This is a genomic window from Pseudomonas sp. FG-3G, from assembly GCF_901007645.1.
GTDB classification, from domain to species: domain Bacteria; phylum Pseudomonadota; class Gammaproteobacteria; order Pseudomonadales; family Pseudomonadaceae; genus Aquipseudomonas; species Aquipseudomonas rhizophila.
This window is the reverse complement of the sequence record NZ_CAAKGZ010000045.1, coordinates 198,356-222,348: the sequence shown is the minus strand read 5'-3', so window position 1 is coordinate 222,348 and position 23,993 is coordinate 198,356. Positions and strand designations below refer to the sequence as shown.

Genomic DNA, 23,993 nt, shown 5'->3' with positions numbered 1-23,993 from the left:
GGCCACATTAGGAGTGTTGTGGCGAGGGCATCAATCAAGCTTAGCGGCGGATCGTTACGGTTGGCGTAATGGTTGTCCGGGTTGGAATCAGCCCATCCAATGCAAAACCATCCGTCGCATAACCGATCGGACCTGTCAGCCCTGACAGTATCTGATTTGCCGTTTGCAGGGCTGAATAAGCTGTGCAGCGATCCTCAATGCTCGCTTTCCAGGAACAAGGTCGATGCGCCTGTAACCTCACACAATATTTTGGAGGCATTTATGGAATACGAAGATCTCACCACATTCGATAGGGAAGACAGGAACAAGTGGGTTGATGGCGATGGGGCAGTCGACGCAAGAGTTGTGACTGAAGGCGAGAACAGTTTCTGGTCTGGAAAAATCGAGGGGCGTGAAATTTCTACGTTCAAACCAAGTCTGCGCAAGATCTTTAATATCGATCCCAGGTTGATGGGGAACATGTTTCTAGTAACTTACCGTTACCGCTTCAAACAGGAAGTGCTTCACTATATTCAGATTGCGATGACCAACGATAAGCATCAGATTTGGGCCGGCACATTGGTACATCCTGGCACACCTGGCGAAGAGTGGCAGGATTCAGAAACGTTTGCTTTTCCCTTCACCCCTAACAATCGAGAGATGCTGCTAGGCCTGCGTGTCGGTAAGGACCATGCCGGAACGCTCTACGAATTTGAAATCGATAACATCAGGGTCAAGATGGTGTCCTAATCTGCGGAAAGCTGTAACACCCCCTGTGGGAGCGAGCTTGCTCGCGATGGCGGAGTGTCAGGCAACGTCAATGCTGACCTGTTCTGCCGCTATCGCGAGCAAGCTCGCTCCCACAGGGGAACGGGTTGGATTGGAAGTTTGCGGCGACCGCAACGGGTCAACTCATACTCATCAATTGCCGGACCCGTTCGAGCAGTTCTACCGCACTCTCAATCAGCTGGGTAAGCAGTGCATCATCTTCATTCATATACCCCTCGTACTCGGCAAGGTTGCGCCGCTCATGGCACAGCGCGAATAACCGGACCTGCACTTTACTGGCGTCTGCGGTGTGGACCAGACATTGAAAGACCAGATAACGCTTGTCCGAACGATAGCCGCTCAAGCGTAGCGCCGTGAGCGCTGCGGCATGGGCGGCGTTGTAGGCCAGGTCGAACCGGCTGGCAAATGAGAGGGAAGTTGTTTGTGCGTCCTTCAGGCGATCCACTGCAGAACGCATCAAGCCTTCACATTCCTGACGATCAGGCGGTTCGGCTTTCAGGCCGCCGCTATGTAACAGATTCTTCAGGTTTTCGTGCTTGCCCATCCTTGGACTCCAAAGGGTCTTCACCCAGCAAATTGATCTTGTCCTGTTGCGCTACCCGCACCACGAAACTGTTGCCAGCCGCAAATTTCGCAGCCCAGTCCTGGGGCGTGTAGAGCGTAGGGTTGAGGGGGCGACCCAGCTGCTCTTCCAAGGGCATGAGCCGCTCCATCACTTCACTGTAGTGCAGGCCTTCGCCGATCAGCATGAGATCTATGTCACTGGATGCGTTTGCCTGGCCCTTGGCAATGGAGCCATAGACGAACGCCCAGCTCAGTTGTTCTGAAAAGGGTTCCAGCGCCTGGCGCAACGGTTCGGCGATGCCGATGGTTTTCTGCACGATGCCCAACAGTTCGCTGTAAATCGGGCAATGTGGATTGGCTTGATAATGGGTTTGATTGCCCAGACGCGTCATGGTGAGCACACCAGAGCGTTGCAGGCGCTCCAACTCCCGCACGAGGCTGCCCTTACCGACTTGAGCCCAGCGGGCGATTTCGTTGGTGTAGAAGCTTTGATCCGGCTTACCGAACAACAAGCCCAAGACTCGCTGCTGGGTGGCAGTGAATAGAGCATCACTGAGAGAGAGCTGATTCATGGAGGCCACCGCGAGTCCCAAAAAGGGAACGATAGATCCCTTTTTGGGACCTATCAAGCTCTGAGCCCTGAATAAGTCCCAAGAAGGGACTGATCAGACCCTTTATGGGAACGATCCGTTGATATGACGCTGAATCAGCGGCATGCCTGAATCCAGTAATCGACACATAAATCATTGTGGGAGCGAGCTGGGTCTCGATAGCGGTGGGTCTACTTGCATCAATGCTGAATGTGCCGCCGCCTTCGCGAGCAAGCTTTGCTCCCACAGGTCCTACTCAAACAGGTCCAGTCCAAACAGGTCTGATGGCTGTACGCCCCCCGCAAGAGCCCGGCCGGCTATCAGGCCGCCTCGCGCAGGACGTTGATCTCGGGCGCCCCGTTAACCACGCTGGCCGAACGCAGGCATTGTGGAGTGGGCATCCCGGCATGGGTGCCGGGATAGCCGCGCTGGGCCATGGATGGCCCTTCGCGGCGGGCCCACGGAGCAATGCCTTCGTTCGGGCACACCGAGCCTAGGCGAGGTGTCAAGTGGTGGGGCAAAAGCGTTTTGCTTACTTTTGCCTGGGCCGGCATTCCGGCTTCTCAAAAGTGAGCCGCTGTAAGAGCGGAACCGCCAGCGGCCGTTACCGCATCAATGGATATGTACCCGGTCAACAAAACCCTGGTCGGCTGTCAGGCCGCCATCGCGAGCAAGCCCGCTCCCACAGGTACTGTGTCTGACCTAGTTTTTTGCCAACCCCGAGGCAACGACCAACTCCTCCAGCGCCAACAAATCCGGCACCTTCGCTACATGCTCGCCCACTTGTACCGCCGCCTGTTCCAGCCCACACAGCGGTACATCGACGTAGCTCAACTGGGTGTCGAGTTTGTAGGAACGCGGGATACCCTGGACCAGCAACGCAATGAACCGCAACTCCGGGTGCCCGCCCAGGGCATTGAGCACGACGATGCGCGCACGCTCGCCGATCACGGTTTTCTGGCCGCAGGCCGACTCGAAACTCAGCAACGGGATTTGCCGTTCGCGCCAGCTCACCCAACCCAGGAACCACGGCGGAGTGTCCATATCGAACGCGCTGCTCTGGTAGTCGATCAGCTCGGCCACAGCCACGTTGGGCAAAATCAGGTGCCGGTCGGCCAGGGGTAGCAGCAGCCCGGTGATGTGCCCGGTGCGCGGGTGAAGGTCATGCATGGGTTTTGCTCCAGCGGGCGATGCTGTCGAGCAGCACCGATTCCTGGTACGGCTTGCCCAGGTAGTCGTTGACGCCGATGGCCATGGCGCGGTCGCGGTGTTTCTGGCCGGTGCGGGAGGTGATCATGATGATCGGCAGGTGGGCCAGGCGCGGGTCATTGCGTACTTGCGTGGCCACTTCGAAGCCGTCCATGCGCGGCATTTCGATGTCCAGCAACATCAGGTCGGGGGAGTGTTCGGCCAGCAGCGCCATGGCATCCACGCCGTCCTTGGCGGTGAGCACGTGCATGCCGTGGCGCTCCAGCAGGCGGCTGGTGACCTTGCGGACCGTCACCGAGTCGTCCACCACCAGCACCAGCAATGCTCGCGGGTGTTCGCCCTCGCCTTGCGCCGCTGCCGGGCGGCGTGGGACCTGATGAGGCAAGGCGCGGATCGGCGCCAACAGGTCGAGAATCAACACCACCCGGCCATCGCCCAGGATCGTCGCCCCCGACAAGCCCTGCACCGCCGAAAATTGCGGGCCGAGGCTCTTGACCACGATCTCCCGGGTCCCGGCGGTAGCATCCACTTGCACCGCGATATGCCGCTCGCTGCATTGCATCAGCAGCACCGGCAACGGTTGGCTCTGGCCCAACAGTTTCGGGCGAGCGCCGGTTTTCAATAGCTCACCCAGGTAGCACAGCTCATAGCGTTGCCCGGCGTAGGTGTAGGTCGGCGGGTCGAGCTGGTAATAGCCATCCAGTTCAGCGGGCAACACCCGGACGATACTTTCGATGGTGTTCAGTGGGATCGCGTACTGGTCTTCGTGACATTGCACCATCAACGCCCGGTTGACCGCCACGGTAAACGGCAGGCGAATGCGGAAATGCACGCCCTGCCCCGGTGTGGAGTCGATGACCATACTGCCACCCAGTTGCCGCACCTCTTCATGGACCACGTCCATGCCGACGCCGCGCCCGGAAATCTGGGTGATTTTTTCGGCGGTGGAAAAGCCCGGCTGCAAGATGAATTGCAGCACGTCGCGGTCGCTGATGTCGCTGTCCGGTGCCAGCAGGCCACGCTTGATCGCCTTGCTGCGCACCGCCTCCAGCGGCACGCCGGCGCCGTCGTCGCGAATGTCGAAAATGATGTCGCCACCTTCCCGGGACAGGTCGAGGCTGATGCGCCCCCGGGCCGGTTTCCCGGCAGCGATGCGCACGTCGGCCGGCTCCAGGCCGTGGTCGACGGCATTGCGCAGCATATGCTCCAAGGGCGCGGCCATGCGCTCCAGCACGCTACGGTCCATTTCGCCTTCAGCATTGCCAACCACGAACTCCACGTCCTTGCCCAACTCCTGCGCCACTTGCCGCACGATGCGTTTGAGGCGCGGCAACATGCGCTCGAACGGCACCATGCGCGTGCGCATCAACCCTTCCTGAAGTTCGGTGTTGACCCGCCCCTGCTGTTGCAGCAGGTTCTCAGCGTCGTGATTGCTGCGTTCGAGGGTTTCCTTGAGATCGAGCAAGTCCGAGGCCGATTCGAACAGCGCCCGGGACAATTGCTGCAACTGGGAATGCCGGTCCATCTCCAGCGGGTCGAATTCTTCGTAGCCCAGGCGCTCGGCCTCGACCTGCTGGCGACTGAGGATCCGGCCCTGGGTTTCGGTATCAAGACGGCGCAACTGGTCGCGCATGCGCTCGATGGTGGTTTCCATCTCGCCCAGGGCCACGCGCGCGTCGTTGACCTGCTGTTCGATACGCCCACGGAAAATCGAGGTTTCCCCAGCCAGGTTCACCAGGTCGTCAAGCAGTTCGGCGGAGACCTTGACCATGTCCGCGCCGTCGCTCGGGGTGCCGGTCTCAAGCCTTGTGGGCGCAGGCGGCGGGGTCGGGGCCGGTTCCGGCGCGGGGACGACTTTGGGCGTCTCGCTGTCCTGCGGATGATTCACCGCCTGGATCTGCGCGATCAGCCGGTCGGCAACAGGGCACGGGTGGCCGGCGCGTACCGCATCGAGCATCTGCGCCAGCCGGTCATGGCTGCTTTGCAGCAAGGCGAACAGCGCCGGTGTCGGTTGGAGCAGCCCCGCCGACAAGCCTTCATAAAGATTTTCCAGCTCATGGGCCAGGTCGCCGATGGGGACGATTTCCACCATCCGCGCTCCACCCTTGAGGGTGTGCAAATCCCGCAACAGCGTTTCCAGGGCCTGACGGTTCGATGGTTCGTCCTGCCAGCGCAGCAGCGCTGAGCCTGCGCTGTCGAGAATGTCGAAACCTTCTTCGAGGAAGATTTCCAGCAGCTCCGGGTCATGTCCGGCCCCCTCGCCCTGGATCGCCCCTGCCGAATCGATTGGGTTCGGCTTGTCCTGACGGAACCGGCGAATGGCGTCGATCAGCGCAACGGGATCGCCCAACGGCTGGCCCTGCTGCAACTGCCCGAGCAGCAGATCGAGGCGTTCGTGACTGCTGCTGAGCAGTTGCTCGAGTTCCTCGCTGTGGCTGTAACGGCGGTCCACCAGCCCTTCGTAGAGATTTTCCAGCTCCTGGGCCAAGTCGCTCACCGGCCGGATATCGGCCATTCGTGCGCCGCCCTTGAGGGTGTGCAAGTCTCGTTGCAACGAGGACAGCGGTGCTGCGTTGTCCGGGTCGGCCAGCCAACGTTGCAGGGCCTGGGCGGCGCTTTCGAGGATGTCCTGCGCCTCTTCGAGGAAAATCGAGGCAATGTCGTCGTCCACTGAGGTCTCAGCAGGGGCGCTGCGCTGCAGTTCCGCTGTCGCGTTACCCAGTTCGCGGATGCTCAGGGTGCGGCTGCCATCGCTGCGGATCAGGCCGGTGGCGGATGGGTCCAGGCTCTCTTGGAGCAAGCCGCGCAGGGCCTGCACCCGCTCGGGCTGCGAGTGCACGTGTTGCCCGGCGGCCAGTTCATCGAGCATGTCGATCAAGGCTTCATGGGCGCGCTGCGCTTCCTGGAAAAACACGTCGCTGACTGCCAGGCTGCTTTCCTCCACTGCGCCATAGAGATCGAGCAAGGCTTCACAGAGCTCGTCCACCGGGTGCAAGTCGGCCAAGTGCGCGCCTTCGCCGAGGGTGGTCAGCTCGTCCAGCAGCGCACTGAGTTCCTGGCCTTCGCCGGGGTGCTGCTGCCAACGGCGCAAGAGGTTTTCGGCATCGAGCAGGATATCCATGCCCTGGGCGAGGAAGTTGTTGATCAGTTGGGGATCGCGCTTGGTCCGCAAGCCTTTGTCCGGTGCACTGAGGGCCGTTTGCAGGCGCTCGGCCAGCAGCGTTTGGGTTCGCTGGATCAGCTCTTCTGCGCCGGGGATCGGCGCCAGGGGGTCACCGTGCAACTGACGCAAGCCCAGGCGCAACAGGCCCTCGGCCTCCAGCAGCAATTCAGTTTCATCAAGGTCGAGGGCGATCAGGTGCGCCTTGTATTCCCGGGCCAACTGGTCCATCGCGCCGGCCAGCTCGGCAATCGGCAACACGCCGGCCATTGATGCGCTGCCCTTGAGGGTATGCAAGGCTCGCTGCAATTCGTCGTTGGCCTGCAGCGGCAAGTGTTCGGCGGCCTGGTCGAGAAAGCGATTGAGGCTGGCAAGGTGACCCTGGGCTTCGTTGTCGAATATCTTCAGCAACAACGGGTCGAGGGCGGCGACATCCTGGGCGTCTTCATCGTCATCGACGCCCTTTGCCAGCGCATGGGCACGGGCCGCCAGACGGTCGACATCGTCGCGCTGACGCTGGCGGTTGTCTGCAAACTCGCTCACCAGGGCCGGTAGCAACTGCACCGTCTCATCGAGCAACTGCCGGACCGCAGCACCCGGCTCAACACTGCGCTCCAGCACCCGGTTGAGCAGGTTTTCCACAGCCCAGGCCAGCTCTCCCAAGACCAGCGCCCGCACCATCCGACCGCTGCCCTTGAGGGTATGGAAGGCCCTGCGCAATTCGGCCAGGGCGCCATGGTCGTCAGGGTGAGCGGCCCAGCGCGGCAGGTATTCGCGCAAAACGTCGAGTACCTCGTCGGCTTCTTCAAGGAAGACCTCGCGCAGCTCGTCGTCCACCGGATGCTCGTCCAACGGCGGCGGCAGCAGGCTACCCGGCGTGCTCCGGGCCGGCGGGTTGACCGCCGAGACCGGGCTGGCCAGCATTTGGGCCAAGGACTGCACGGTCTGCGGGTCATCCAGCTCCTGCAAGTCCTGCATGACCTGGGCCTCGTTCGGGCTCAGCACATCGTCAAGCAACGGCACCCGGGCTTCGTCGGGGAAATAACCGAGGGCCCCCAGGCTGCGCTCGACCACGTCCAACAAGGGTTCGCCGGGCGTTTCCGGGTCTTCGCTCAAACGTTCCAGGTAATATTCGAGGCCGGTGATTACGTCGGCCAGGTGATCGAGTTCTTCCCAGCCCGGCTGGGCGTGATCCAACAGCAGATGCTCGCGAATGAAACCATTGCACGCCTCCACAAGGCTGGCGGCGCGGCTCAAGGGGATCATCGCCAGCGCGCCGCGCACCTGGGTCAGCAACGCCGGTAGCGCTTGCAGTTGTTCGCTGTTCCAGTCGGCGTCGATGTAGTCGACGATCATGTCCTTGGCCTGTTGCAGGCAGGTGTGGGCTTCCTTGATGACGATCTGGTGGATCTGGGTCAGGTCTGTGGTGGGCAGGTGGCTGTCTTCAGGGCTCTCGGGCTCGACGGTGCCGACCATGCCGGCCAGAGTGGCCTCGACGTAGAGCAAGGCCCCGGCGACATCCATGAGCGTCGCGTCATCCGGCTCGCGATGACCTTGGGCGAGGCTCAGGACCACCGCCAATTGATCGATGATCACTTTTCGCGGCTGACCGAAGCCGAGCACCGCCAGGGTGTCGGCGATCTGTCGCAGGGGCGCCAGCAGGCTGTCCAGCTCCGAGGCGTGCTGGCGGTCACTGCGCACGAACAGGTCGAGCCGCTCCTTGACCCGCACCAGCTCTTCGCAGAGTGCGGCGAGCACCGAGCGCATGGCATCGCGGTCCGGTCCGGCCAGGCGTGCGCGTTCTTCGTCGACCATGGCGCTGTCGGGCAGCGCGTCGTCCAGTGAGTAGCGTTCTTTCATGATCTGCATCTGCCCGCTGGGATGTTCGGCCTTGGCAATATAGAACAACAAACTCGTCAGCAACTGTGGCGGCGCCGGTTGATTGATGCCTTGCAGGCCCTGGTCCAACAGGCGCTTGAGTTCCTTGTCCGCTTCCTTGAATAAGCTGCGCAGGGCCGGGCTATTGGCGATACGCCCCTCGCGCATGCCTTCGACCAGGGCCGACGCCACCTGCCACAGCGCATTGAGCGGTGCGCCGGCGCACAGCCCTTCCAGGCGGTGGAAGACCTTGGCCAGATAGCCGAGATGGGTGGCGTCGTCCTGTTCGCGCAACAGCCCCACCAGGGCCACTTGCAGGGTCTGGCGCAGTTTGCGCAAGGTGTTGGGCAGGTCAGGCGGTTCGAGTCGCTTCAAGGCCTCGTCACTGAGCGGCGCGATCAGCGGTAACTCTGGACTGAACAGGCTGGTCTCCGACAACAGGCTCTCGCCCCGGGCGCTGCGCAAATCATTGATCAACGGCAGCACCACCAACGGCAGGTCGCGGCGGGCACCTTGGATGCGGTCCAGATAGATCGGCAACTGCCCAAGGGCCTGGCTCAACAGACTGATGGCTTCGTCGCGATGGGCGATGCGGTTGTCCTGCAGGGCGACGCACAGCTGTTCCATCTCCTCGGCCAGCAGCGCCGCACCATAGAACTCGACCATCTGCAGGCCGCCGTGCACCTGATGAATGCACGCCAGACAGTGCGCGAGGGCATCCGCCGCCTGCGGGTCGTCCACCAGGCGATTGAGCGCCAGATGGGCCTGCTTCAGCGTTTCGGCAATCTCGCCCTTGACCCACTCCAGGGCCACATAGTCGTGCCGATCACCCATAACCACTCCAATCAGCAGAACCTAACACCTCTGTGGGGAAGAAGTTTCTCTGTGGGAGCAAAGCTTGCTCGCGATGCAGACGCCGCAGCTCCCGAAGTACCGCGTTATCTTCATCGCGAGCAAGCCTTGCTCCCACAGTCACACTTTTCCCTCATCAACAGCCGCCGCCGGCAAAGTAAACCCCGACACCGAACGACGCAGCTGACTGGCCATTTTCGCCAGGTTGCCGATGCTCTCGGCGGTGGCGGTGGAGCCGGAAGAGGTTTGCGTGGTGATCTGCTGGATCACGTTCATGGTCAAGGAAATCTGCCCCGCCGACGTGGTCTGTTGCTGCGCCGCGTTGGAAATGCTCTGGATCAGCGCCGCCAGGGTCTTGGACACGCCTTCGATTTCTTCCAGGGCCACCCCGGCATCCTGGGCCAGTCGGGCGCCGCGCACCACTTCGGTGGTGGTCTGTTCCATGGAAATCACCGCCTCGTTCGTATCAGCCTGAATCGCCCGCACCAGGGTCTCGATCTGCCGGGTCGCCGCCGAAGAGCGCTCCGCCAGCCGCTGCACTTCATCGGCCACCACCGCGAACCCGCGCCCGGCGTCACCGGCCATGGACGCCTGGATAGCGGCGTTGAGTGCCAGGATGTTGGTCTGGTCGGCAATGTCATCGATCAGGCTGACAATGTCGCCGATTTCCTGAGACGACTCCCCCAGGCGCTTGATGCGCTTGGCCGTGTCCTGGATCTGCTCGCGAATGTTGTCCATGCCATGAATGGTGTTGTGCACCACCTCGTTGCCTTTGTTGGCGATCTCCACGGAGCGCTCGGCCACCGCCGACGACTCGGCGGCATTGGCCGAGACCTGATCGATGGACTGGGCCATTTCATTGATTGAAGTCGAAGCTTCGGATATCTGCTGGGCCTGATGTTCGGAAGCCTGCGCCAGGTGCATGGCCGTAGCCTGGGTTTCCTGCACCGCAGCGGCGACCTGGCCGGCGGTGAGGTTGATGGTGGCCACAAGGTCACGCAGTTGGTCCACCGAATAGTTGATGGAATCGGCGATGGTGCCGGTAAAGTCTTCGGTAACCGAGGCGGTCACGGTCAGGTCGCCATCGGCCAGGTCTTCGATCTCGTCCAGCAGACGCATGATCGCGTTCTGGTTGCGCTCATTCTTTTCTGCGGTTTCACGCAACTGCCGGTTGGTTTCGCGGACCATCACCAGCCCGATCAGGATGATCGACATCAGCGCCAACAGACCCAGCACATAACCACCGATGGCGTTTGCGGAACGCCCGCCGGCCAGGTTTTCGAACGCGGTGGCCAGGTGCGACGCTTCGTCCAGCAAGGTTTGCGACAGGTTGAAGATGTTGCCTGCCGACTCGCGGACCTTGAACAGCTCAGGAGAGGTTTCGAGGATTTCGTCCACCGAGCCGGAGACGAATTCGAAGAGTTCGCTGATCTCACTCAGGCGAGCCCGGGCATCGCGGTCCTGTACTTGGGAGATCTTCAAGGCCGGGTCACCTTGCGACATGCCATTGAGCACCTGACCAAAACGTGCGGCATCGCGGCCAAAGGTATCGGCGGCCTGACTAGCGTTTTCATCCCCCGCCAGCACGGTGTTCACCGCCCCGAGAATCCGTTCGGCCAGCAACGACTGGCGCTGGGCCATGGCGACCTGCGCGGCGGGCGCGCCGCGTTGCAGGAGAATTTCGACGACTTTTTCGTACTCGACCTGCAATTGCGGCACGGTTTCGGCGAGGGTTGCCGCCACCTGATGCAGCGACAGCACAGTCTGTTCGCTGGACAGGATGGCATCGGTGTTCTTGAGCAAGCGTTCCCAGTCCAGCTGTACGGCACGCATCTGCGGGCGCAGGGCAGCAGGTGCCGGTGGCAGGCCGGTCACCGGGTCGCCTTGCTTCAGGTAGCCCCAGCGCTGGGCGAAATCATTGCGCGCCTCGCTCAGCAACTTGAACGCCGCGGCCTTGCCGGCGGCCGCCTCGGTGGCGTTCTTGGCGATGCGCTGGGACAGCACCCGCAACTCACCGGCGTGGCCGATGTACTGCTTGTCGTAGTTTGACTGGGTGTTGAGGTAAGCGAAGTTGGCGAACAGCAGCATGATGAAGACAATCAGCGCGACGAACAGCACGATGATCTGCGAACGACTGCGCGACGCTTCCAGAGGCTTGCCTGTATTTGCTTTGATCATCGGTTCTCGCCTGTACTGCCCAATCCAACCCACTCACCACTGCCAACTGTAAGCAAGCCCTTGTAGTGCAGCCTGCTCAATCAGTGTGACTCTGTGGGAGCAAGGCTTGCCTGCGATGAAAACAACACGGTTTCCCGCCTACCGAGGCGCCGCCATCGCGAGCAAGCTTTGCTCCCACTGGCTCGTTCCCACAAGGGACCGTGTGGCATCTCGTCAAACAGCTACATCCATGAACCCCGGCGAGCGCGTCAGCGCAAACGGGCTGAACACCTGCCACTGCCGTTCACCGCGAAACCGGCCCTTGACGAAGGCCGACTCCGGGCCGTCAAGGTCGTCCATCAGCGTCGGCTCCAGGCTGTCCTGGGCAAAATGCTGCAATCCGAGGACTTCATCCACCAGCAACCCGGTAAAGACCTCGTCATGATCCACCACCAGCACCCGCCGCTGCTTGCGCACGCTCGACAGCTCATGGCCGAAGAAACCGCACAAATCCATCAACGGCAATAAGCGCCCGCGCAGATTAGCCACACCACGAACCCATGGCTTGACCCCGGGCAAATGTGTGTAGCGCGGTTCGTGCAGCACTTCGCTAACTTCGCCCATGGGCGCCACGTACCAGTGTTCGCCGAGGCGAAAACCGATGCCGCTCCAGCTGTCGCCGTGGGTCGGTTGTGACGGCAGGTCCGCCCCCAGCAGCCGGCAACGCCGGTCGATCTGCAGGAGCAGTTCGAAAGCGGTCAGGGATTGGCTCATGGCCGCGTCATCAACCCGCCAGCACGTTGTTCAGGGTCTTGATCAGGGTTTCTTCGTCCACCGGTTTGGTCAGGTAGTCCTTCGCGCCTTGGCGAGTGCCCCAGACCTTGTCGGTGTCCTGGTCCTTGGTGGTGATGATGATCACCGGGATGTGCCCGGTGTCCGGATCCTTGGTCAACTGGCGCGTGGCCTGGAAACCGTTGAGGCCGGGCATGACGATATCCATCAGGACCGCGTCGGGCTTTTCCTGGCGAGCCAGGGCCACGCCGTCGGCACCGTTTTCGGCCTTCAGGACCTGGTGGCCGTGCTTTTCCAGCATGCCGGTCAGTTTGTACATTTCGGTCGGCGAATCATCGACGATCAGAATTCGTGCCATGGTGTTCCCCATTTTTCGTTGACCCCAGGCCCGATGGCCGAGTGTCATTAATGTGCCTGGTGCGGCTGGACAGCGGCAAAGCCCGGAACATGAGCCCGTATCGCGCCCAGCAGTTCTTCCTTGCTGAAAGGCTTGGTCAAAAACTGATCGGAGCCGACGATGCGCCCCTTGGCCTTGTCGAACAAACCGTCCCGGGACGACAACATGATCACCGGCGTGGCCTTGAAAACGCTGTTGTTCTTGATCAGGGCACAAGTCTGGTAACCGTCCAGGCGCGGCATCATGATGTCGACAAAGATAATGCCCGGATGATGGTCGGCGATCTTGGCCAGGGCATCGAAGCCATCGACCGCCGTGATGACCTCGCAACCCACGTTGCGCAACAAGGTCTCGGCGGTGCGGCGGATGGTCTTCGAGTCGTCGATGACCATGACCTTCAAGGCGCTGGGTTGCTGCTGCGTAAGATGCTCTGCCATTGCCACTGCAAACCGGTTTTTAACGCGTAAGTGTGAACGACAGCGCAAACCCTTGATGTTCAAGGCCCGCACGTCACATGCCAGCCTTTTTAGCACAGTCTCCATCGCCGATCTATCGGCCGCTCGGTACAGTGGTTTTTCCTTGACCGCCAATCTTCCGGGCGCCACTCTGACGCCACTTTTTCACACCATTTGTGCCCATCAATTTTCGAGGAACCAAGCCATGAGCGTACGCGTCGGCATTGTCATGGACCCTATCGCCAGCATTTCCTATAAAAAGGATAGCTCGCTGGCCATGCTGCTGGCCGCTCAGAAGCGCGGCTGGGAGCTGTTCTACATGGAGCAGCGCGACCTCTACCAGGCCGAAGGCCAGGCGCGGGCACGGATGAAGCCGCTGAACGTCTTCGCCAACCCCGAAAAATGGTTTGAGCTGGGTACCGAACGCGATGCGCTGCTCAGCGACCTGGACGTGATCCTCATGCGCAAGGATCCGCCTTTCGACATGGAGTTCGTGTATTCCACCTACCTGCTGGAACAGGCCGAAAACGCCGGTGTGCTGGTGGTCAACAAACCCCAGAGCCTGCGCGACTGCAACGAAAAGCTGTTCGCCACGCTGTTCCCGCAATGCACGCCGCCCACCATCGTCAGCCGTCGCCCGGACGTGCTGCGTGAATTCGCCGACCATCACGGCGACGTGATCCTCAAGCCCCTGGACGGCATGGGCGGCTCCTCGATTTTCCGTCACACCGCCGGCCACCCCAACCTGTCGGTGATCCTGGAAACCCTGACCCTGCACGGCCAACAGCAGATCATGATCCAGGGTTACCTGCCGGCCATCGTCGATGGCGACAAGCGCATCCTGATGATCGACGGCGAACCGGTGGACTATTGCCTGGCGCGCATTCCCGCGGCCGGCGAAACCCGCGGCAACCTGGCGGCCGGCGGGCGTGGCGAGGCGCGTCCGTTGACTGAAAAGGACCGCTGGATCGCGGCCAAGGTCGGCCCGACCCTGCGGGAGAAAGGTCTGCTGTTCGTGGGCCTGGACGTGATCGGCGAGCACCTGACGGAAATCAACGTCACCAGCCCGACCTGCATCCGCGAGATCGACAACGCCTTCGGCACCGACATCGGCGCGATGCTGATGGATGCCATCGATCAGAAGCTCAAGGCTCGTTGATCCAGATCCTGCTGAAGGAAACCCACATTGCGTTATCATGCCCGGCCTGAAAAAAACGCGATGTTGGTTTCCTTGCCATGACCCTCCCGTCCGATCTGCCCCAAGAGCTCGCCCATCGCGGCGTGCGCCCGGCTGATCGTCTCGGTTTTACCCTGTTCCTGGCGGCATTGATCCACTTGGCACTGCTGCTGGGCGTCGGGTTTGCCACGGTAGAACCCAAACAGATCAGCCAGACCCTGGAAATCACCCTGGCCACCTTCAAAAGCGAAGCCAAGCCACAAAAAGCGGACTTCCTCGCCCAGGAAAACCAGCAAGGCAGTGGCACCCTGGAAAAAAAGGCGACGCCCAAGACCACCCAGATCGCGCCATTCCAGGACAATAAAGTGCAGAAGGTCACACCGCCGCCAGCGGCCAAGCCCGAGGTCCGGGAGACGGCGCCCAAGGCCGCCGTGACCACCGTGGCGCCGAAGCCGAAAAAAGCCCCGGTCAAAGAAGAGGTCAGGCCCGACCCCAAACCCAAGGCCCCGGTGCCCACCTTCGACAGCGCCCAACTGTCCAGCGACATCGCCAGCCTGGAAGCCGAGCTGGCCCAGGAACAGCAGTTGTATGCCAAACGCCCGCGTATCCACCGCCTGAGCGCCGCCTCGACCATGCGCGACAAGGGCGCCTGGTACAAAGATGAGTGGCGCAAGAAAGTCGAGCGCATCGGCAATCTCAACTACCCCGACGAAGCCCGGCGCAAGCAGATCTATGGCAACTTGCGGCTGCTGGTCTCGATCAACCGCGACGGCTCGTTGTATGAAGTGCTGGTGCTGGAGTCCTCCGGCCAGCCATTGCTGGATCAGGCCGCCCAGCGGATCGTGCGCCTGGCCGCGCCGTTCGCACCGTTTACCGGGGACCTGTCGGACATCGACCGCCTGGAAATCATCCGCACCTGGAAGTTCGCCCGGGGCGATCGTCTCTCCAGCAACTGACCCCATCCCCTTGTGGGAGCGAGCCTGGTCGCGATAGCAATCGAACATCCAGCATTGATGTCGCCTGACACACCGCATCGCGAGCAGGCTCGCTCCCATAGGGGTTTCGTGACAGTCTCCGGCATTTGCTGCACATCCCCAGCTTGTCAGTTCGCCCCTGCGCCGCCACACTAGCGCCTATGAAAAACGTCAGCCCCACCTACCTCAAGCATCACTTCCTGATTGCCATGCCACACATGGCCGATCCGAACTTTGCCCACACCTTGACCTACATCGTCGAGCACACGGCCAATGGGGCCATGGGGCTGGTGATCAATCGGCCGCAGGAACTGAACCTGGCGGACATTCTTGAGCAGTTGCGCCCGGATGTAGAACCGCCACTCTTGTGCCAGCACGTCCCGATTTTCATCGGCGGCCCGGTGCAGACCGACCGAGGCTTCGTGCTCCACCCGACGGGGCCGTCCTACCAGGCCACCGTGGACCTGGATGGCGTCTCGCTGTCCACCTCCCAGGATGTGCTGTTCGCCATCGCCGACGGCGTAGGCCCGGAAAAAAGCCTGATCGCCCTCGGCTATGCCGGTTGGGAAGCCGGGCAATTGGAAGCCGAGCTGGCCGATAACGCCTGGCTGACCTGCCCGTTCGACGCCGACATCCTGTTCAACACCAGCAGCGAACTGCGCCTGGAAGCAGCGGCCAGCCGGCTGGGGGTCAACCTCAGTCTGCTCACCAGCCAGGCAGGACACGCCTGATGGCCCTGCGCTTGCTGCTGGGCTTCGATTACGGCACCAAACAGATCGGCGTGGCGGTCGGCCAGGTGATTACCGGCCAGGCCCGCGAGCTGTGCACCCTCAAGGCGCAGAACGGCGTTCCCGACTGGAACCAGGTCGAAGCGCTGATCAAGGAGTGGAAACCCGACGCCGTGGTGGTCGGCCTGCCGCTGAACATGGACGGCACGCCCAGCGAGATGTGCGTTCGTGCGGAGAAATTCGCCCGCAGGCTCAACGGCCGCTACAACCTGCCTTTCTATACCCACGACGAGCGTCTGACCACGTTCGAGGCCAAGGGTGAACGCTTGGTACGTGGCGGGCAGAAAGGCAGTTACCGCGACAACCCGGTAGACGCCATCGCGGCCGCCCTGCTGCTGCAAGGCTGGCTCGACGCCAACGCCGCCCTGTTCGAAACCTGATTTTTTTGAAAGCGCCGCCAGGGCGCTTTCTTTTAGCGATAAACCGGGCCTCTGACCACCGGCCCGGGAACCTGAAGGAGCCAGCATGAGCCTGCCCAATCCCGCCGAACTGATCAGCCAGATGGCGATTCGTCTCACGGCGCATCTGGAACAACGCGGCATCAGCGAACCGCGCTACATCGGCATTCGCACCGGTGGCGTCTGGGTCGCCCAGGCCTTGCTCGAAGAACTGGGCAGCGATGTGCCGCTGGGCACCCTCGATGTGTCGTTCTACCGCGACGACTTCAGCCAGAACGGCCTGCACCCGCAAGTACGCCCTTCGGCCCTGCCATTCGAGATTGAAGGCCAGCATCTGGTACTGATCGACGATGTGCTGATGAGCGGCCGGACCATCCGCGCCGCCATGAACGAACTGTTCGATTATGGCCGCCCCGCCAGCGTGACCCTGGTGTGCCTGCTGGACCTGGACGCCGCCGAGCTGCCGATCCGCCCGAACGTGGTCGGCGCGACGCTGACGCTGGCCGCTCACGAGCGAGTCAAGCTGTCCGGCCCCGCGCCGCTGCAACTCGAACTGCAAGACCTTGCCCTTTAACTGCCCTTGTAAGAGTCCATTGCGATGACGCCTCTCGAAACCAAGCGAGCGCTACAGCTCAACGATCAGGGCCAGCTGCGGCACTTCCTGTCCCTCGACGGCCTGCGCCGCGAGCTGCTGACGGAAATCCTCGACACCGCCGATTCGTTCCTCGAAGTCGGGGCCCGGGCGGTGAAGAAAGTCCCGTTGCTGCGCGGCAAGACCGTGTGCAACGTGTTCTTCGAAAACTCCACCCGCACCCGCACCACCTTCGAACTGGCAGCCCAGCGGCTGTCGGCGGACGTGATCACCCTCAACGTATCCACCTCCTCGGCGAGCAAGGGCGAAACCCTGCTCGATACCTTGCGCAACCTCGAGGCCATGGCGGCCGACATGTTCGTCGTGCGTCACGGTGATTCCGGCGCCGCGCATTTCATTGCCGAGCATGTATGCCCACAAGTGGCGATCATCAACGGCGGCGACGGCCGTCACGCCCACCCAACCCAGGGCATGCTGGACATGCTGACCATCCGTCGGCACAAGGGCAGCTTCGAGAACCTGTCGGTGGCTATCGTCGGCGACATCCTGCACTCGCGGGTGGCCCGTTCGAACATGCTCGCCCTCAAGACCCTCGGCTGCCCGGACATCCGGGTGATCGCGCCGAAAACCCTGCTGCCCATTGGCGTCGAGCAGTACGGTGTGAAGGTCTACACCGACATGACCGAAGGCCTCAAGGACGTGGACGTGGTGATCATGCTGCGCCTGCAGCGCGAACGCATGACCGGCGGCCTGTTGCCCAGCGAAGGCGAGTTCTACCGCCTGTTCGGCCTGACCACCGCGCGCCTGGCCGGGGCCAAGCCGGACGCCATCGTCATGCACCCGGGGCCGATCAACCGCGGGGTGGAGATCGAGTCGGCAGTGGCCGACGGACCACATTCGGTGATCCTCAACCAGGTGACCTACGGCATCGCCATCCGCATGGCCGTGCTGTCCATGGCCATGAGCGGGCAAACGGCCCAGCGCCAATTCGACCAGGAGAACGCCCAGTGAAGCTCAGCATTCTCGGCGCACGCGTGATCGATCCGGCCAGCGGCCTGGATCAAGTGACTGACATCCACATCGATGCCTGCAAAATTGTCGCCCTTGGCGCCGCTCCGGCCGGTTTTACCGCCGTTGATACCCTCAACGCCCAAGGCCTGGTGGCCGCCCCTGGCCTGGTGGACCTGAACGTCGCCCTGCGCGAACCCGGTTACAGCCGCAAAGGCAGTATCGTCAGCGAAACCCAGGCTGCCGCCGCCGGTGGCGTGACCAGTTTGTGCTGCCCGCCACAGACCAAGCCGGTACTGGACACCTCGGCCGTGGCCGAGCTGATCCTCGATCGCGCCCGCGAAGCCGGCAACACCAAGGTGTTCCCTATCGGCGCCTTGAGCAAAGGCCTCGATGGCGAGCAACTGGCAGAACTCATTGCGCTACGCGACGCCGGTTGCGTGGCGTTCGGCAATGGCCTGAACAGTTTTCGCAATACCCGCACCCTGTGCCGCGCCCTGGAATACGCTGCGACCTTCGGCCTGACGGTGATCTTCAACTCCCAGGATCACGATCTGGCTGAAGGTGGGCTGGCCCACGAAGGCCCGACCGCCAGTTTCCTCGGCCTACCGGGCATTCCGGAAACCGCCGAAACCGTGGCCCTGGCCCGGGACCTGCTGCTGGTGGAACAAAGCGGCGTGCGCGCACACTTCAGCCAGTTGACCAGCGCCCGCGGCGCCGCACTGATCGCCCAGGCCCAGGCTCGCGGCCTGCCCGTCACCGCCGATGTAGCGCTGTACCAACTGATCCTGACCGACGAAGCGCTGATCGACTTCAACAGCGTCTATCACGTCCAGCCGCCGCTGCGCACCCGCGCCGACCGCGATGGCTTGCGCGAGGCCGTGAAGTCCGGGGTGATCTCGGCCATCTCCAGCCATCACCAGCCCCACGAGCGCGATGCCAAGCTGGCACCATTCGGCGCCACGGAACCGGGCATCAGCAGCGTCGAACTGTTGCTGCCACTGGCCATGACACTGGTGGAAGACGGATTGCTGGACCTGCCGACCCTGCTGGCACGCCTGAGCAACGGCCCGGCCGACGCGCTGCAATTACCGGTGGGTAAACTGGCAGTGGGCGCGGCGGCGGACCTGGTGCTGTTCGACCCGGCGGCGTCCACCGTGGCGGGTGAAGCCTGGCGTTCCAAGGGTGACAACTGCCCGTTCCTTGGCCACAGTTTGCCGGGGGTGGTGCGTTATACGCTGATGGATGGGCGGATTACTCACCAGGCCTGACACCGCATCGCTCTTATCGCGAGCAGGCTCGCTCCCACAGGGATCTTCGGTGAACACATAACCTGTGAACACCTTGATCCAGTGTGGGAGCGAGCCTGCTCGCGATGCAGGCGACTCGGTCTTAATGAAAAGCCCCGCGCTTCTGCGCATTGCGAATCGAGACCTGATCGTTCAGCGTCCAGAAGTCATACAGCACCCCCAGGAAAAACACCCCGCCAGTCAGCAGGTAAAGGATGCCGGTGAGCCATTTGCCCTGGTACATGCGGTGCACACCCAGCACACCGAGAAACGTCAGCAGAATCCACGCCACGCTGTACTCGAGGGGACCCGGGGTGAAGCGCAGATCGGCCTCCCGATCCATGGCCGGAATCAGGAACAGGTCGATCAGCCAGCCGATGCCCAACAAGCCGAAGGTGAAAAACCAGATCGTGCCGGTGATCGGCTTGCCGTAGTAGAAGCGGTGGGCGCCGGTAAAGCCGAAAATCCACAAGAGATAGCCGATCACTTTGCTGTGGGTATCGCGTAAAGCGTCCTGCTGATAGCTGTTCATGAATCGCCTCTTTTGCCTCGATAGATAAATTTGTTCGGATTATTTGTGACTTTTTTATGGATTGCCGACAAGCGGTCTCCAGCGTCAGGAACCCGGTAAACCCCCGTGCTGTCTGGGTTCTGTCAGACAATCAGGTCAATATGTCGCAATTATGCGGGTTTCACCTGGGGTTGCGATTCGACAAACGGCCTCGGAACAGTAAAAAAAGCTGTTATAAAGTTGCGCGCTTACCTTCAAGAGCCCTGCCTATGCGTCCATTTATCAAGACATGGCTAACCATTTGCCTATTATTGCCCCTGGCCGCCCACGCCACCAATCGTGAGCAACGTCTTCCCAACGTCAACGGCTACACCCCCAAATCCCATGTTTCTGCTCCTTCGAGCAAGAACAAGCGAAACGCCCAGCGTTTGAGCACCGCCAATAGCAAGCTGGTTCCGGTCATGACCGCCAAGACAAGCAGCAACGTCTTGAGCCGTGCCGTTAACGTACTGGGAACACCTTACCGTTGGGGCGGCAGTAGCCCAAGCAAAGGTTTCGATTGCAGCGGCCTGGTGAAGTACGCCTTCAACGATGCCACCTTCGACCTGCCGCGCACTTCCAATGCGATGGCCAGCGGTCACGGCCAGAAGGTCGATCGCAAGGACCTCAAGCCCGGCGATCTGATTTTCTTCAAGCTCAAGAGCCGCCGGGTCAACCACGTGGCCATCTACCTGGGCAATGACCGCTTCATCCACGCCCCGCGCCGTGGCAAGTCGGTGACCATCGATACCTTGAACAAGCCGTACTGGAACAGCCACTACGTCCTTGCCAAGCGGGTGCTGCCCAAAGAGCCGAAAGGGATGCAGCTGGTTCAGCGCTGATTTGAAAGTGGCACATTTGCCAGTTCAAGCAAACTGTGGGAGCGAGCCTGTTCGCGATAGCGGTACATCCGTCAACTTCAATGTTGGCTGATCCAACGCTATCGCGAGCAAGCTCGCTCCCACAGGAGGTTTTGTGGCCGATCCTCAGAAGTTATCCGGCGTACGCGCCCGCTCCCGCGCATGTTCGCGACTGATCAGCCCCTTGTTCAGCAAATCCTTCAAACACATATCCAATGTCTGCATCCCCAGCGACCCACCGGTCTGGATCGCCGAGTACATCTGCGCCACCTTGTCCTCGCGGATCAGGTTACGGATCGCCGACGTTCCCAGCATGATTTCATGAGCCGCGACCCGGCCGCCGCCAATCTTCTTGACCAGCGTCTGTGAAATCACCGCCTGCAAGGATTCGGACAACATCGAACGAACCATGGATTTCTCATCCCCCGGGAACACGTCCACCACCCGGTCGATGGTCTTGGCCGCCGAGGTGGTGTGCAAGGTGCCAAACACCAGGTGACCGGTTTCGGCGGCGGTCAGGGCCAGGCGGATGGTCTCCAGGTCACGCATCTCCCCCACCAGAATCACGTCCGGGTCTTCGCGCAGGGCTGAGCGCAGGGCCGTGGAGAAACTTTGGGTGTCGCGGTGCACTTCGCGCTGGTTGATCAGGCATTTGCGCGGCTCGTGGACAAACTCGATGGGATCTTCGATGGTGAGGATGTGATGGTGTTTGTGGGTGTTGAGGTAGTCGATCATCGCCGCCAGGGTGGTGGACTTGCCGGAGCCGGTCGGCCCGGTCACCAACACCAGCCCGCGAGGCGCCTCGGTCACTTTGCGAAACACTTCGCCCATCCCCAGGTCTTCCATGGTCAGGACTTTCGACGGGATGGTCCGGAACACCGCACCTGCACCGCGATTCTGGTTGAACGCATTGACCCGGAACCGTGCGACGCCCGGCACGTCGAAGGAAAAGTCGGTTTCCAGAAACTTCTCGTAATCTACCCGCTGCCGGTCGTTCATGATGTCGTAGATCAGCTCATGGACCTGCTTGTGGTCCAGGGCCGGCAGGTTGATCCGCCTCACATCGCCATCGACACGGATCATCGGCGGCAGCCCGGCGGACAAGTGCAGGTCCGATGCGCCCTGTTTGGCGCTGAACGCCAGTAGCTCAGTGATATCCATAGCGCTCCTCAATTCCAGTAGAATGCCGCGAACCTCACCGCTGGCGCTTCTTTAATGTCCACGATAGCAGACAACATTGCTCAGGTTAGATCGCGTATCCGCGCAGCCGAACAAGCCGCCCACCGCGACGAACACAGCGTGCAGCTGCTGGCGGTGAGCAAGACCAAGCCCGCCCAGGCCCTGCGTGAAGCCTATGCCGCCGGCCTGCGGGACTTTGGCGAGAACTATCTGCAGGAGGCGCTGGGCAAACAGGCCGAACTGACCGACCTGCCCTTGATCTGGCACTTCATCGGCCCCATTCAATCGAACAAGACGCGCGCTATCGCCGAACATTTCGACTGGGTGCATTCCGTGGATCGTTTGAAAATTGCACAACGCCTGTCCGAGCAGCGCCCGGCCGACCTACCGCCGCTGAATATCTGCATCCAGGTCAACGTCAGCGGTGAAGACAGCAAATCCGGCTGCACCGCGGCGGACCTGCCCGCTCTGGCCAGCGCCATCAGCGCGTTGCCACGCCTGAAGCTGCGTGGGTTGATGGCGATTCCCGAACCGACCGAGGAGCGTGCCGCCCAGGATGCCGCCTTCGCAGCGGTTCAACGCTTGCAAGCCGATCTGAAGCTACCGCTGGACACCCTTTCCATGGGCATGAGCCATGACCTCGAGTCGGCCATTGCCCAGGGCGCCACCTGGGTGCGGATCGGTACCGCGCTGTTTGGTGCGCGCGACTATAGCCGTAGCTAGCCGTACGCCATGCTGACTCAACTCTCTAATCAAGGACCTGTCATGAGCAACACACGTATTGCCTTCATCGGCGCCGGCAACATGGCCGCCAGCCTGATCGGCGGCCTGCGGGCCAAGGGTCTGGACGCTTCGCAGATCCGCGCCAGCGATCCGGGGGCCGAGACTCGCGCCCGGGTGAGCACAGAGCACGGCATCGAAACGTTCGCCGACAACGCCCAGGCCATCGAGGGCGCGGACGTCGTCGTGCTGGCGGTCAAGCCACAGGCGATGAAAACTGTCTGCGAGGCCATTCGTCCAAGCCTCAAACCCCATCAGATGGTGGTGTCGATCGCCGCCGGCATTACCTGCGCCAGCATGAACAACTGGCTCGGGTCCCAGCCGATCGTGCGCTGCATGCCCAACACCCCGGCGCTGCTGCGCCAGGGCGTCAGTGGGCTGTTCGCGACCGCACAAGTGACCGCCGAACAGCGCCAGCAGGCCGAAGAACTGCTCTCGGCCGTAGGCCTGGCACTGTGGCTGGAAACCGAGCAGCAACTGGATGCGGTGACGGCCGTGTCCGGCTCGGGCCCGGCATACTTTTTCCTGCTGATCGAAGCCATGACCGCCGCCGGTGAAAAACTCGGCCTGCCACGCGAAATCGCCGCCAAACTGACGTTGCAGACCGCCCTGGGCGCCGCCCACATGGCAGTGTCCAGCGATGTCGATGCGGCCGAACTGCGGCGCCGGGTGACTTCGCCAGCCGGCACCACCGAAGCCGCCATCAAATCGTTCCAGGCCGGGGGCTTCGAAGCCCTGGTGGAAAAAGCAATCGGCGCCGCCGCGCACCGCTCGGCCGAAATGGCCGAACAACTGGGCCAATAAGGAGCCATTCATGATCGGATTGAACACTGCAGCGGTCTACGTGCTGCAAACCCTCGGCAGCCTGTACCTGCTGATCGTACTGCTGCGCTTTGTGCTGCAACTGGTGCGCGCCAACTTCTACAACCCGCTGTGCCAGTTCATCGTCAAGGCCACCCAGCCATTGCTCAAGCCACTGCGCCGGATCATTCCGAGCGTGTTCGGCCTGGACATGTCGTCGCTGGTACTGGCGATCATCGTGCAACTGGCGCTGATGGCCCTGACCCTGCTGCTGACCTACGGCACCACCGGCAACCCGCTGCAACTGCTGATCTGGTCGATCATTGGCGTGACCGCGCTGTTCCTGAAGATTTTCTTCTTCGCCCTGATCATCAGCGTGATCCTGTCCTGGGTCGCTCCCGGCAGCCACAACCCGGGCGCCGAACTGGTGAACCAGATCTGCGAGCCGGCGCTGGCACCGTTCCGCCGCATCGTGCCGAACCTCGGCGGCCTGGATATCTCGCCGATCCTGGCGTTCCTGGTGCTCAAGCTGATCGACATGCTGGTGATCAACAACCTGGCGGCGATGACCATGATGCCGGAAATCCTGCGGTTGCTGATCTAAAACGCTGCAGCCTTTCCTATGGCGAGGGAGCTTGCTCCCGCTGGGCTGCGAAGCAGCCCCAAAGCGGGCGCCACCGTATCCCGGACAGTCACGGGCAGCAGCTTTCAGGGCCGCTTCGCGCCCCAGCGGGAGCAAGCTCCCTCACCATGGGTAAAGCGGCGGACAATCAGC

At 61.8% G+C, this 23,993-nt stretch carries 23 protein-coding genes; 12 read left to right on the top strand and 11 right to left on the bottom strand.

Annotated features, from left to right (window positions below; genetic code table 11):
• Window positions 1–261: 261 nt before the first annotated feature.
• A complete protein-coding gene (locus PSEUDOMOFG3G_RS26945; protein WP_139048950.1) occupies window positions 262–729 on the top strand; it encodes a hypothetical protein in 468 nt (155 codons plus the stop codon).
• A gap of 157 nt (window positions 730–886) precedes the next feature.
• Here PSEUDOMOFG3G_RS26945 and PSEUDOMOFG3G_RS26940 read toward each other — a convergent pair whose 3' ends face one another.
• The 9 genes from PSEUDOMOFG3G_RS26940 to PSEUDOMOFG3G_RS26900 form a co-directional block, all read right to left on the bottom strand.
• The gene (locus tag PSEUDOMOFG3G_RS26940; protein WP_139048949.1) at window positions 887–1,312 is read right to left on the bottom strand and encodes a hypothetical protein; all 426 of its coding nucleotides are present in this window, start codon (window positions 1,310–1,312) and stop codon (window positions 887–889) included.
• Window positions 1,275–1,904, bottom strand: a complete 630-nt coding sequence (locus tag PSEUDOMOFG3G_RS26935) for a nucleotidyltransferase domain-containing protein (RefSeq protein WP_139048948.1) — start codon at window positions 1,902–1,904, stop codon at window positions 1,275–1,277. The genes PSEUDOMOFG3G_RS26940 and PSEUDOMOFG3G_RS26935 overlap by 38 nt, the downstream gene beginning before the upstream one ends.
• A 338-nt stretch (window positions 1,905–2,242) precedes the next feature.
• Window positions 2,243–2,431, bottom strand: a complete 189-nt coding sequence (locus tag PSEUDOMOFG3G_RS26930; protein WP_171061304.1) for a nucleoid-structuring protein H-NS — start codon at window positions 2,429–2,431, stop codon at window positions 2,243–2,245.
• Window positions 2,432–2,624: 193 nt separating this feature from the next.
• Window positions 2,625–3,092 carry a chemotaxis protein CheW gene (locus tag PSEUDOMOFG3G_RS26925; protein ID WP_139048946.1) on the bottom strand — a complete coding sequence of 156 codons (468 nt, stop codon included), beginning with the start codon at window positions 3,090–3,092 and terminating at the stop codon, window positions 2,625–2,627.
• On the bottom strand, window positions 3,085–9,003 hold the full coding sequence (locus PSEUDOMOFG3G_RS26920) for an Hpt domain-containing protein (protein WP_139048945.1): 5,919 nt from the start codon (window positions 9,001–9,003) through the stop codon (window positions 3,085–3,087). The genes PSEUDOMOFG3G_RS26925 and PSEUDOMOFG3G_RS26920 overlap by 8 nt, the downstream gene beginning before the upstream one ends.
• A 138-nt stretch (window positions 9,004–9,141) precedes the next feature.
• Window positions 9,142–11,199, bottom strand: coding sequence for a methyl-accepting chemotaxis protein (locus tag PSEUDOMOFG3G_RS26915; RefSeq protein WP_139048944.1), 2,058 nt, complete (start codon window positions 11,197–11,199; stop codon window positions 9,142–9,144).
• Between the two features lie 213 nt (window positions 11,200–11,412).
• The gene (locus PSEUDOMOFG3G_RS26910; protein WP_047225996.1) at window positions 11,413–11,952 is read right to left on the bottom strand and encodes a chemotaxis protein CheW; all 540 of its coding nucleotides are present in this window, start codon (window positions 11,950–11,952) and stop codon (window positions 11,413–11,415) included.
• A 10-nt stretch (window positions 11,953–11,962) separates the two neighbouring features.
• Window positions 11,963–12,328, bottom strand: a complete 366-nt coding sequence (pilH, locus tag PSEUDOMOFG3G_RS26905) for a twitching motility response regulator PilH (RefSeq protein WP_047226188.1) — start codon at window positions 12,326–12,328, stop codon at window positions 11,963–11,965.
• 47 nt (window positions 12,329–12,375) lie between these two features.
• Window positions 12,376–12,804 carry a PleD family two-component system response regulator gene (locus PSEUDOMOFG3G_RS26900; protein ID WP_047225997.1) on the bottom strand — a complete coding sequence of 143 codons (429 nt, stop codon included), beginning with the start codon at window positions 12,802–12,804 and terminating at the stop codon, window positions 12,376–12,378.
• A 223-nt stretch (window positions 12,805–13,027) separates the two neighbouring features.
• Here PSEUDOMOFG3G_RS26900 and gshB point away from each other — a divergent pair, with 223 nt between their 5' ends.
• The 7 genes from gshB to PSEUDOMOFG3G_RS26865 all read left to right on the top strand — a co-directional run bounded on the left by gshB (window position 13,028) and on the right by PSEUDOMOFG3G_RS26865 (window position 19,030).
• Window positions 13,028–13,981: a glutathione synthase gene (gene gshB / locus PSEUDOMOFG3G_RS26895; protein ID WP_139048943.1), complete on the top strand. Its 954-nt coding sequence runs from the start codon at window positions 13,028–13,030 to the stop codon at window positions 13,979–13,981.
• A 77-nt stretch (window positions 13,982–14,058) separates the two neighbouring features.
• Window positions 14,059–14,955: an energy transducer TonB gene (locus tag PSEUDOMOFG3G_RS26890; RefSeq protein WP_047225999.1), complete on the top strand. Its 897-nt coding sequence runs from the start codon at window positions 14,059–14,061 to the stop codon at window positions 14,953–14,955.
• 179 nt (window positions 14,956–15,134) lie between these two features.
• Complete coding sequence (locus PSEUDOMOFG3G_RS26885) at window positions 15,135–15,704, top strand: YqgE/AlgH family protein (RefSeq protein ID WP_047226000.1); 570 nt, start codon at window positions 15,135–15,137, stop codon at window positions 15,702–15,704.
• Complete coding sequence (gene ruvX, locus PSEUDOMOFG3G_RS26880; protein WP_047226001.1) at window positions 15,704–16,141, top strand: Holliday junction resolvase RuvX; 438 nt, start codon at window positions 15,704–15,706, stop codon at window positions 16,139–16,141. Before PSEUDOMOFG3G_RS26885 ends, ruvX begins: the two co-directional genes overlap by 1 nt.
• A gap of 85 nt (window positions 16,142–16,226) precedes the next feature.
• Window positions 16,227–16,733: a bifunctional pyr operon transcriptional regulator/uracil phosphoribosyltransferase PyrR gene (gene pyrR / locus PSEUDOMOFG3G_RS26875; protein WP_139048941.1), complete on the top strand. Its 507-nt coding sequence runs from the start codon at window positions 16,227–16,229 to the stop codon at window positions 16,731–16,733.
• A gap of 24 nt (window positions 16,734–16,757) precedes the next feature.
• The gene (locus PSEUDOMOFG3G_RS26870; protein ID WP_047226003.1) at window positions 16,758–17,762 is read left to right on the top strand and encodes an aspartate carbamoyltransferase catalytic subunit; all 1,005 of its coding nucleotides are present in this window, start codon (window positions 16,758–16,760) and stop codon (window positions 17,760–17,762) included.
• Entirely contained in the window at window positions 17,759–19,030 is a 1,272-nt protein-coding gene (locus PSEUDOMOFG3G_RS26865; protein ID WP_076383024.1) for a dihydroorotase, read from the top strand. Before PSEUDOMOFG3G_RS26870 ends, PSEUDOMOFG3G_RS26865 begins: the two co-directional genes overlap by 4 nt.
• Window positions 19,031–19,151: 121 nt before the next feature.
• Here PSEUDOMOFG3G_RS26865 and PSEUDOMOFG3G_RS26860 read toward each other — a convergent pair whose 3' ends face one another.
• Window positions 19,152–19,580: a TM2 domain-containing protein gene (locus PSEUDOMOFG3G_RS26860; protein ID WP_139048940.1), complete on the bottom strand. Its 429-nt coding sequence runs from the start codon at window positions 19,578–19,580 to the stop codon at window positions 19,152–19,154.
• Between the two features lie 248 nt (window positions 19,581–19,828).
• Between PSEUDOMOFG3G_RS26860 and PSEUDOMOFG3G_RS26855 the strand changes: the two genes are divergently transcribed.
• Window positions 19,829–20,440: a C40 family peptidase gene (locus PSEUDOMOFG3G_RS26855; RefSeq protein ID WP_047226006.1), complete on the top strand. Its 612-nt coding sequence runs from the start codon at window positions 19,829–19,831 to the stop codon at window positions 20,438–20,440.
• Window positions 20,441–20,584: 144 nt separating this feature from the next.
• On the opposite strand, the gene PSEUDOMOFG3G_RS26850 is transcribed toward PSEUDOMOFG3G_RS26855, so the two are convergent.
• Entirely contained in the window at window positions 20,585–21,619 is a 1,035-nt protein-coding gene (locus PSEUDOMOFG3G_RS26850) for a type IV pilus twitching motility protein PilT (RefSeq protein ID WP_047226007.1), read from the bottom strand.
• Between the two features lie 54 nt (window positions 21,620–21,673).
• On the opposite strand from PSEUDOMOFG3G_RS26850, the gene PSEUDOMOFG3G_RS26845 reads away from it, so the two are divergent.
• The 3 genes from PSEUDOMOFG3G_RS26845 to PSEUDOMOFG3G_RS26835 are packed head-to-tail and all read left to right on the top strand — an operon-like array spanning window position 21,674 to window position 23,822.
• Window positions 21,674–22,360, top strand: a complete 687-nt coding sequence (locus tag PSEUDOMOFG3G_RS26845) for a YggS family pyridoxal phosphate-dependent enzyme (protein WP_047226008.1) — start codon at window positions 21,674–21,676, stop codon at window positions 22,358–22,360.
• Window positions 22,361–22,402: 42 nt separating this feature from the next.
• Window positions 22,403–23,221: a pyrroline-5-carboxylate reductase gene (gene proC / locus PSEUDOMOFG3G_RS26840; protein ID WP_139048939.1), complete on the top strand. Its 819-nt coding sequence runs from the start codon at window positions 22,403–22,405 to the stop codon at window positions 23,219–23,221.
• 10 nt (window positions 23,222–23,231) lie between these two features.
• Complete coding sequence (locus PSEUDOMOFG3G_RS26835; protein WP_047226010.1) at window positions 23,232–23,822, top strand: YggT family protein; 591 nt, start codon at window positions 23,232–23,234, stop codon at window positions 23,820–23,822.
• Window positions 23,823–23,993 lie beyond the last annotated feature (171 nt).

Bases quoted from the DNA above. Each gene is read 5' to 3' on its own strand.
- PSEUDOMOFG3G_RS26900 (WP_047225997.1), bottom strand. From the start codon at position 12,804: ATGGCAGAGCATCTTACGCAGCAGCAACCCAGCGCCTTGAAGGTCATG.
- PSEUDOMOFG3G_RS26915 (WP_139048944.1), bottom strand. From the start codon at position 11,199: ATGATCAAAGCAAATACAGGCAAGCCTCTGGAAGCGTCGCGCAGTCGT.
- PSEUDOMOFG3G_RS26870 (WP_047226003.1), top strand. From the start codon at position 16,758: ATGACGCCTCTCGAAACCAAGCGAGCGCTACAGCTCAACGATCAGGGC.
- PSEUDOMOFG3G_RS26945 (WP_139048950.1), top strand. From the start codon at position 262: ATGGAATACGAAGATCTCACCACATTCGATAGGGAAGACAGGAACAAG.
- PSEUDOMOFG3G_RS26850 (WP_047226007.1), bottom strand. From the start codon at position 21,619: ATGGATATCACTGAGCTACTGGCGTTCAGCGCCAAACAGGGCGCATCG.
- PSEUDOMOFG3G_RS26920 (WP_139048945.1), bottom strand. From the start codon at position 9,003: ATGGGTGATCGGCACGACTATGTGGCCCTGGAGTGGGTCAAGGGCGAG.
- pyrR (WP_139048941.1), top strand. From the start codon at position 16,227: ATGAGCCTGCCCAATCCCGCCGAACTGATCAGCCAGATGGCGATTCGT.
- PSEUDOMOFG3G_RS26935 (WP_139048948.1), bottom strand. From the start codon at position 1,904: ATGAATCAGCTCTCTCTCAGTGATGCTCTATTCACTGCCACCCAGCAG.
- PSEUDOMOFG3G_RS26855 (WP_047226006.1), top strand. From the start codon at position 19,829: ATGCGTCCATTTATCAAGACATGGCTAACCATTTGCCTATTATTGCCC.
- ruvX (WP_047226001.1), top strand. From the start codon at position 15,704: ATGGCCCTGCGCTTGCTGCTGGGCTTCGATTACGGCACCAAACAGATC.
- PSEUDOMOFG3G_RS26910 (WP_047225996.1), bottom strand. From the start codon at position 11,952: ATGAGCCAATCCCTGACCGCTTTCGAACTGCTCCTGCAGATCGACCGG.
- proC (WP_139048939.1), top strand. From the start codon at position 22,403: ATGAGCAACACACGTATTGCCTTCATCGGCGCCGGCAACATGGCCGCC.
- PSEUDOMOFG3G_RS26845 (WP_047226008.1), top strand. From the start codon at position 21,674: ATGTCCACGATAGCAGACAACATTGCTCAGGTTAGATCGCGTATCCGC.
- PSEUDOMOFG3G_RS26925 (WP_139048946.1), bottom strand. From the start codon at position 3,092: ATGCATGACCTTCACCCGCGCACCGGGCACATCACCGGGCTGCTGCTA.
- PSEUDOMOFG3G_RS26890 (WP_047225999.1), top strand. From the start codon at position 14,059: ATGACCCTCCCGTCCGATCTGCCCCAAGAGCTCGCCCATCGCGGCGTG.
- PSEUDOMOFG3G_RS26885 (WP_047226000.1), top strand. From the start codon at position 15,135: ATGAAAAACGTCAGCCCCACCTACCTCAAGCATCACTTCCTGATTGCC.
- gshB (WP_139048943.1), top strand. From the start codon at position 13,028: ATGAGCGTACGCGTCGGCATTGTCATGGACCCTATCGCCAGCATTTCC.
- PSEUDOMOFG3G_RS26835 (WP_047226010.1), top strand. From the start codon at position 23,232: ATGATCGGATTGAACACTGCAGCGGTCTACGTGCTGCAAACCCTCGGC.
- PSEUDOMOFG3G_RS26940 (WP_139048949.1), bottom strand. From the start codon at position 1,312: ATGGGCAAGCACGAAAACCTGAAGAATCTGTTACATAGCGGCGGCCTG.
- pilH (WP_047226188.1), bottom strand. From the start codon at position 12,328: ATGGCACGAATTCTGATCGTCGATGATTCGCCGACCGAAATGTACAAA.
- PSEUDOMOFG3G_RS26860 (WP_139048940.1), bottom strand. From the start codon at position 19,580: ATGAACAGCTATCAGCAGGACGCTTTACGCGATACCCACAGCAAAGTG.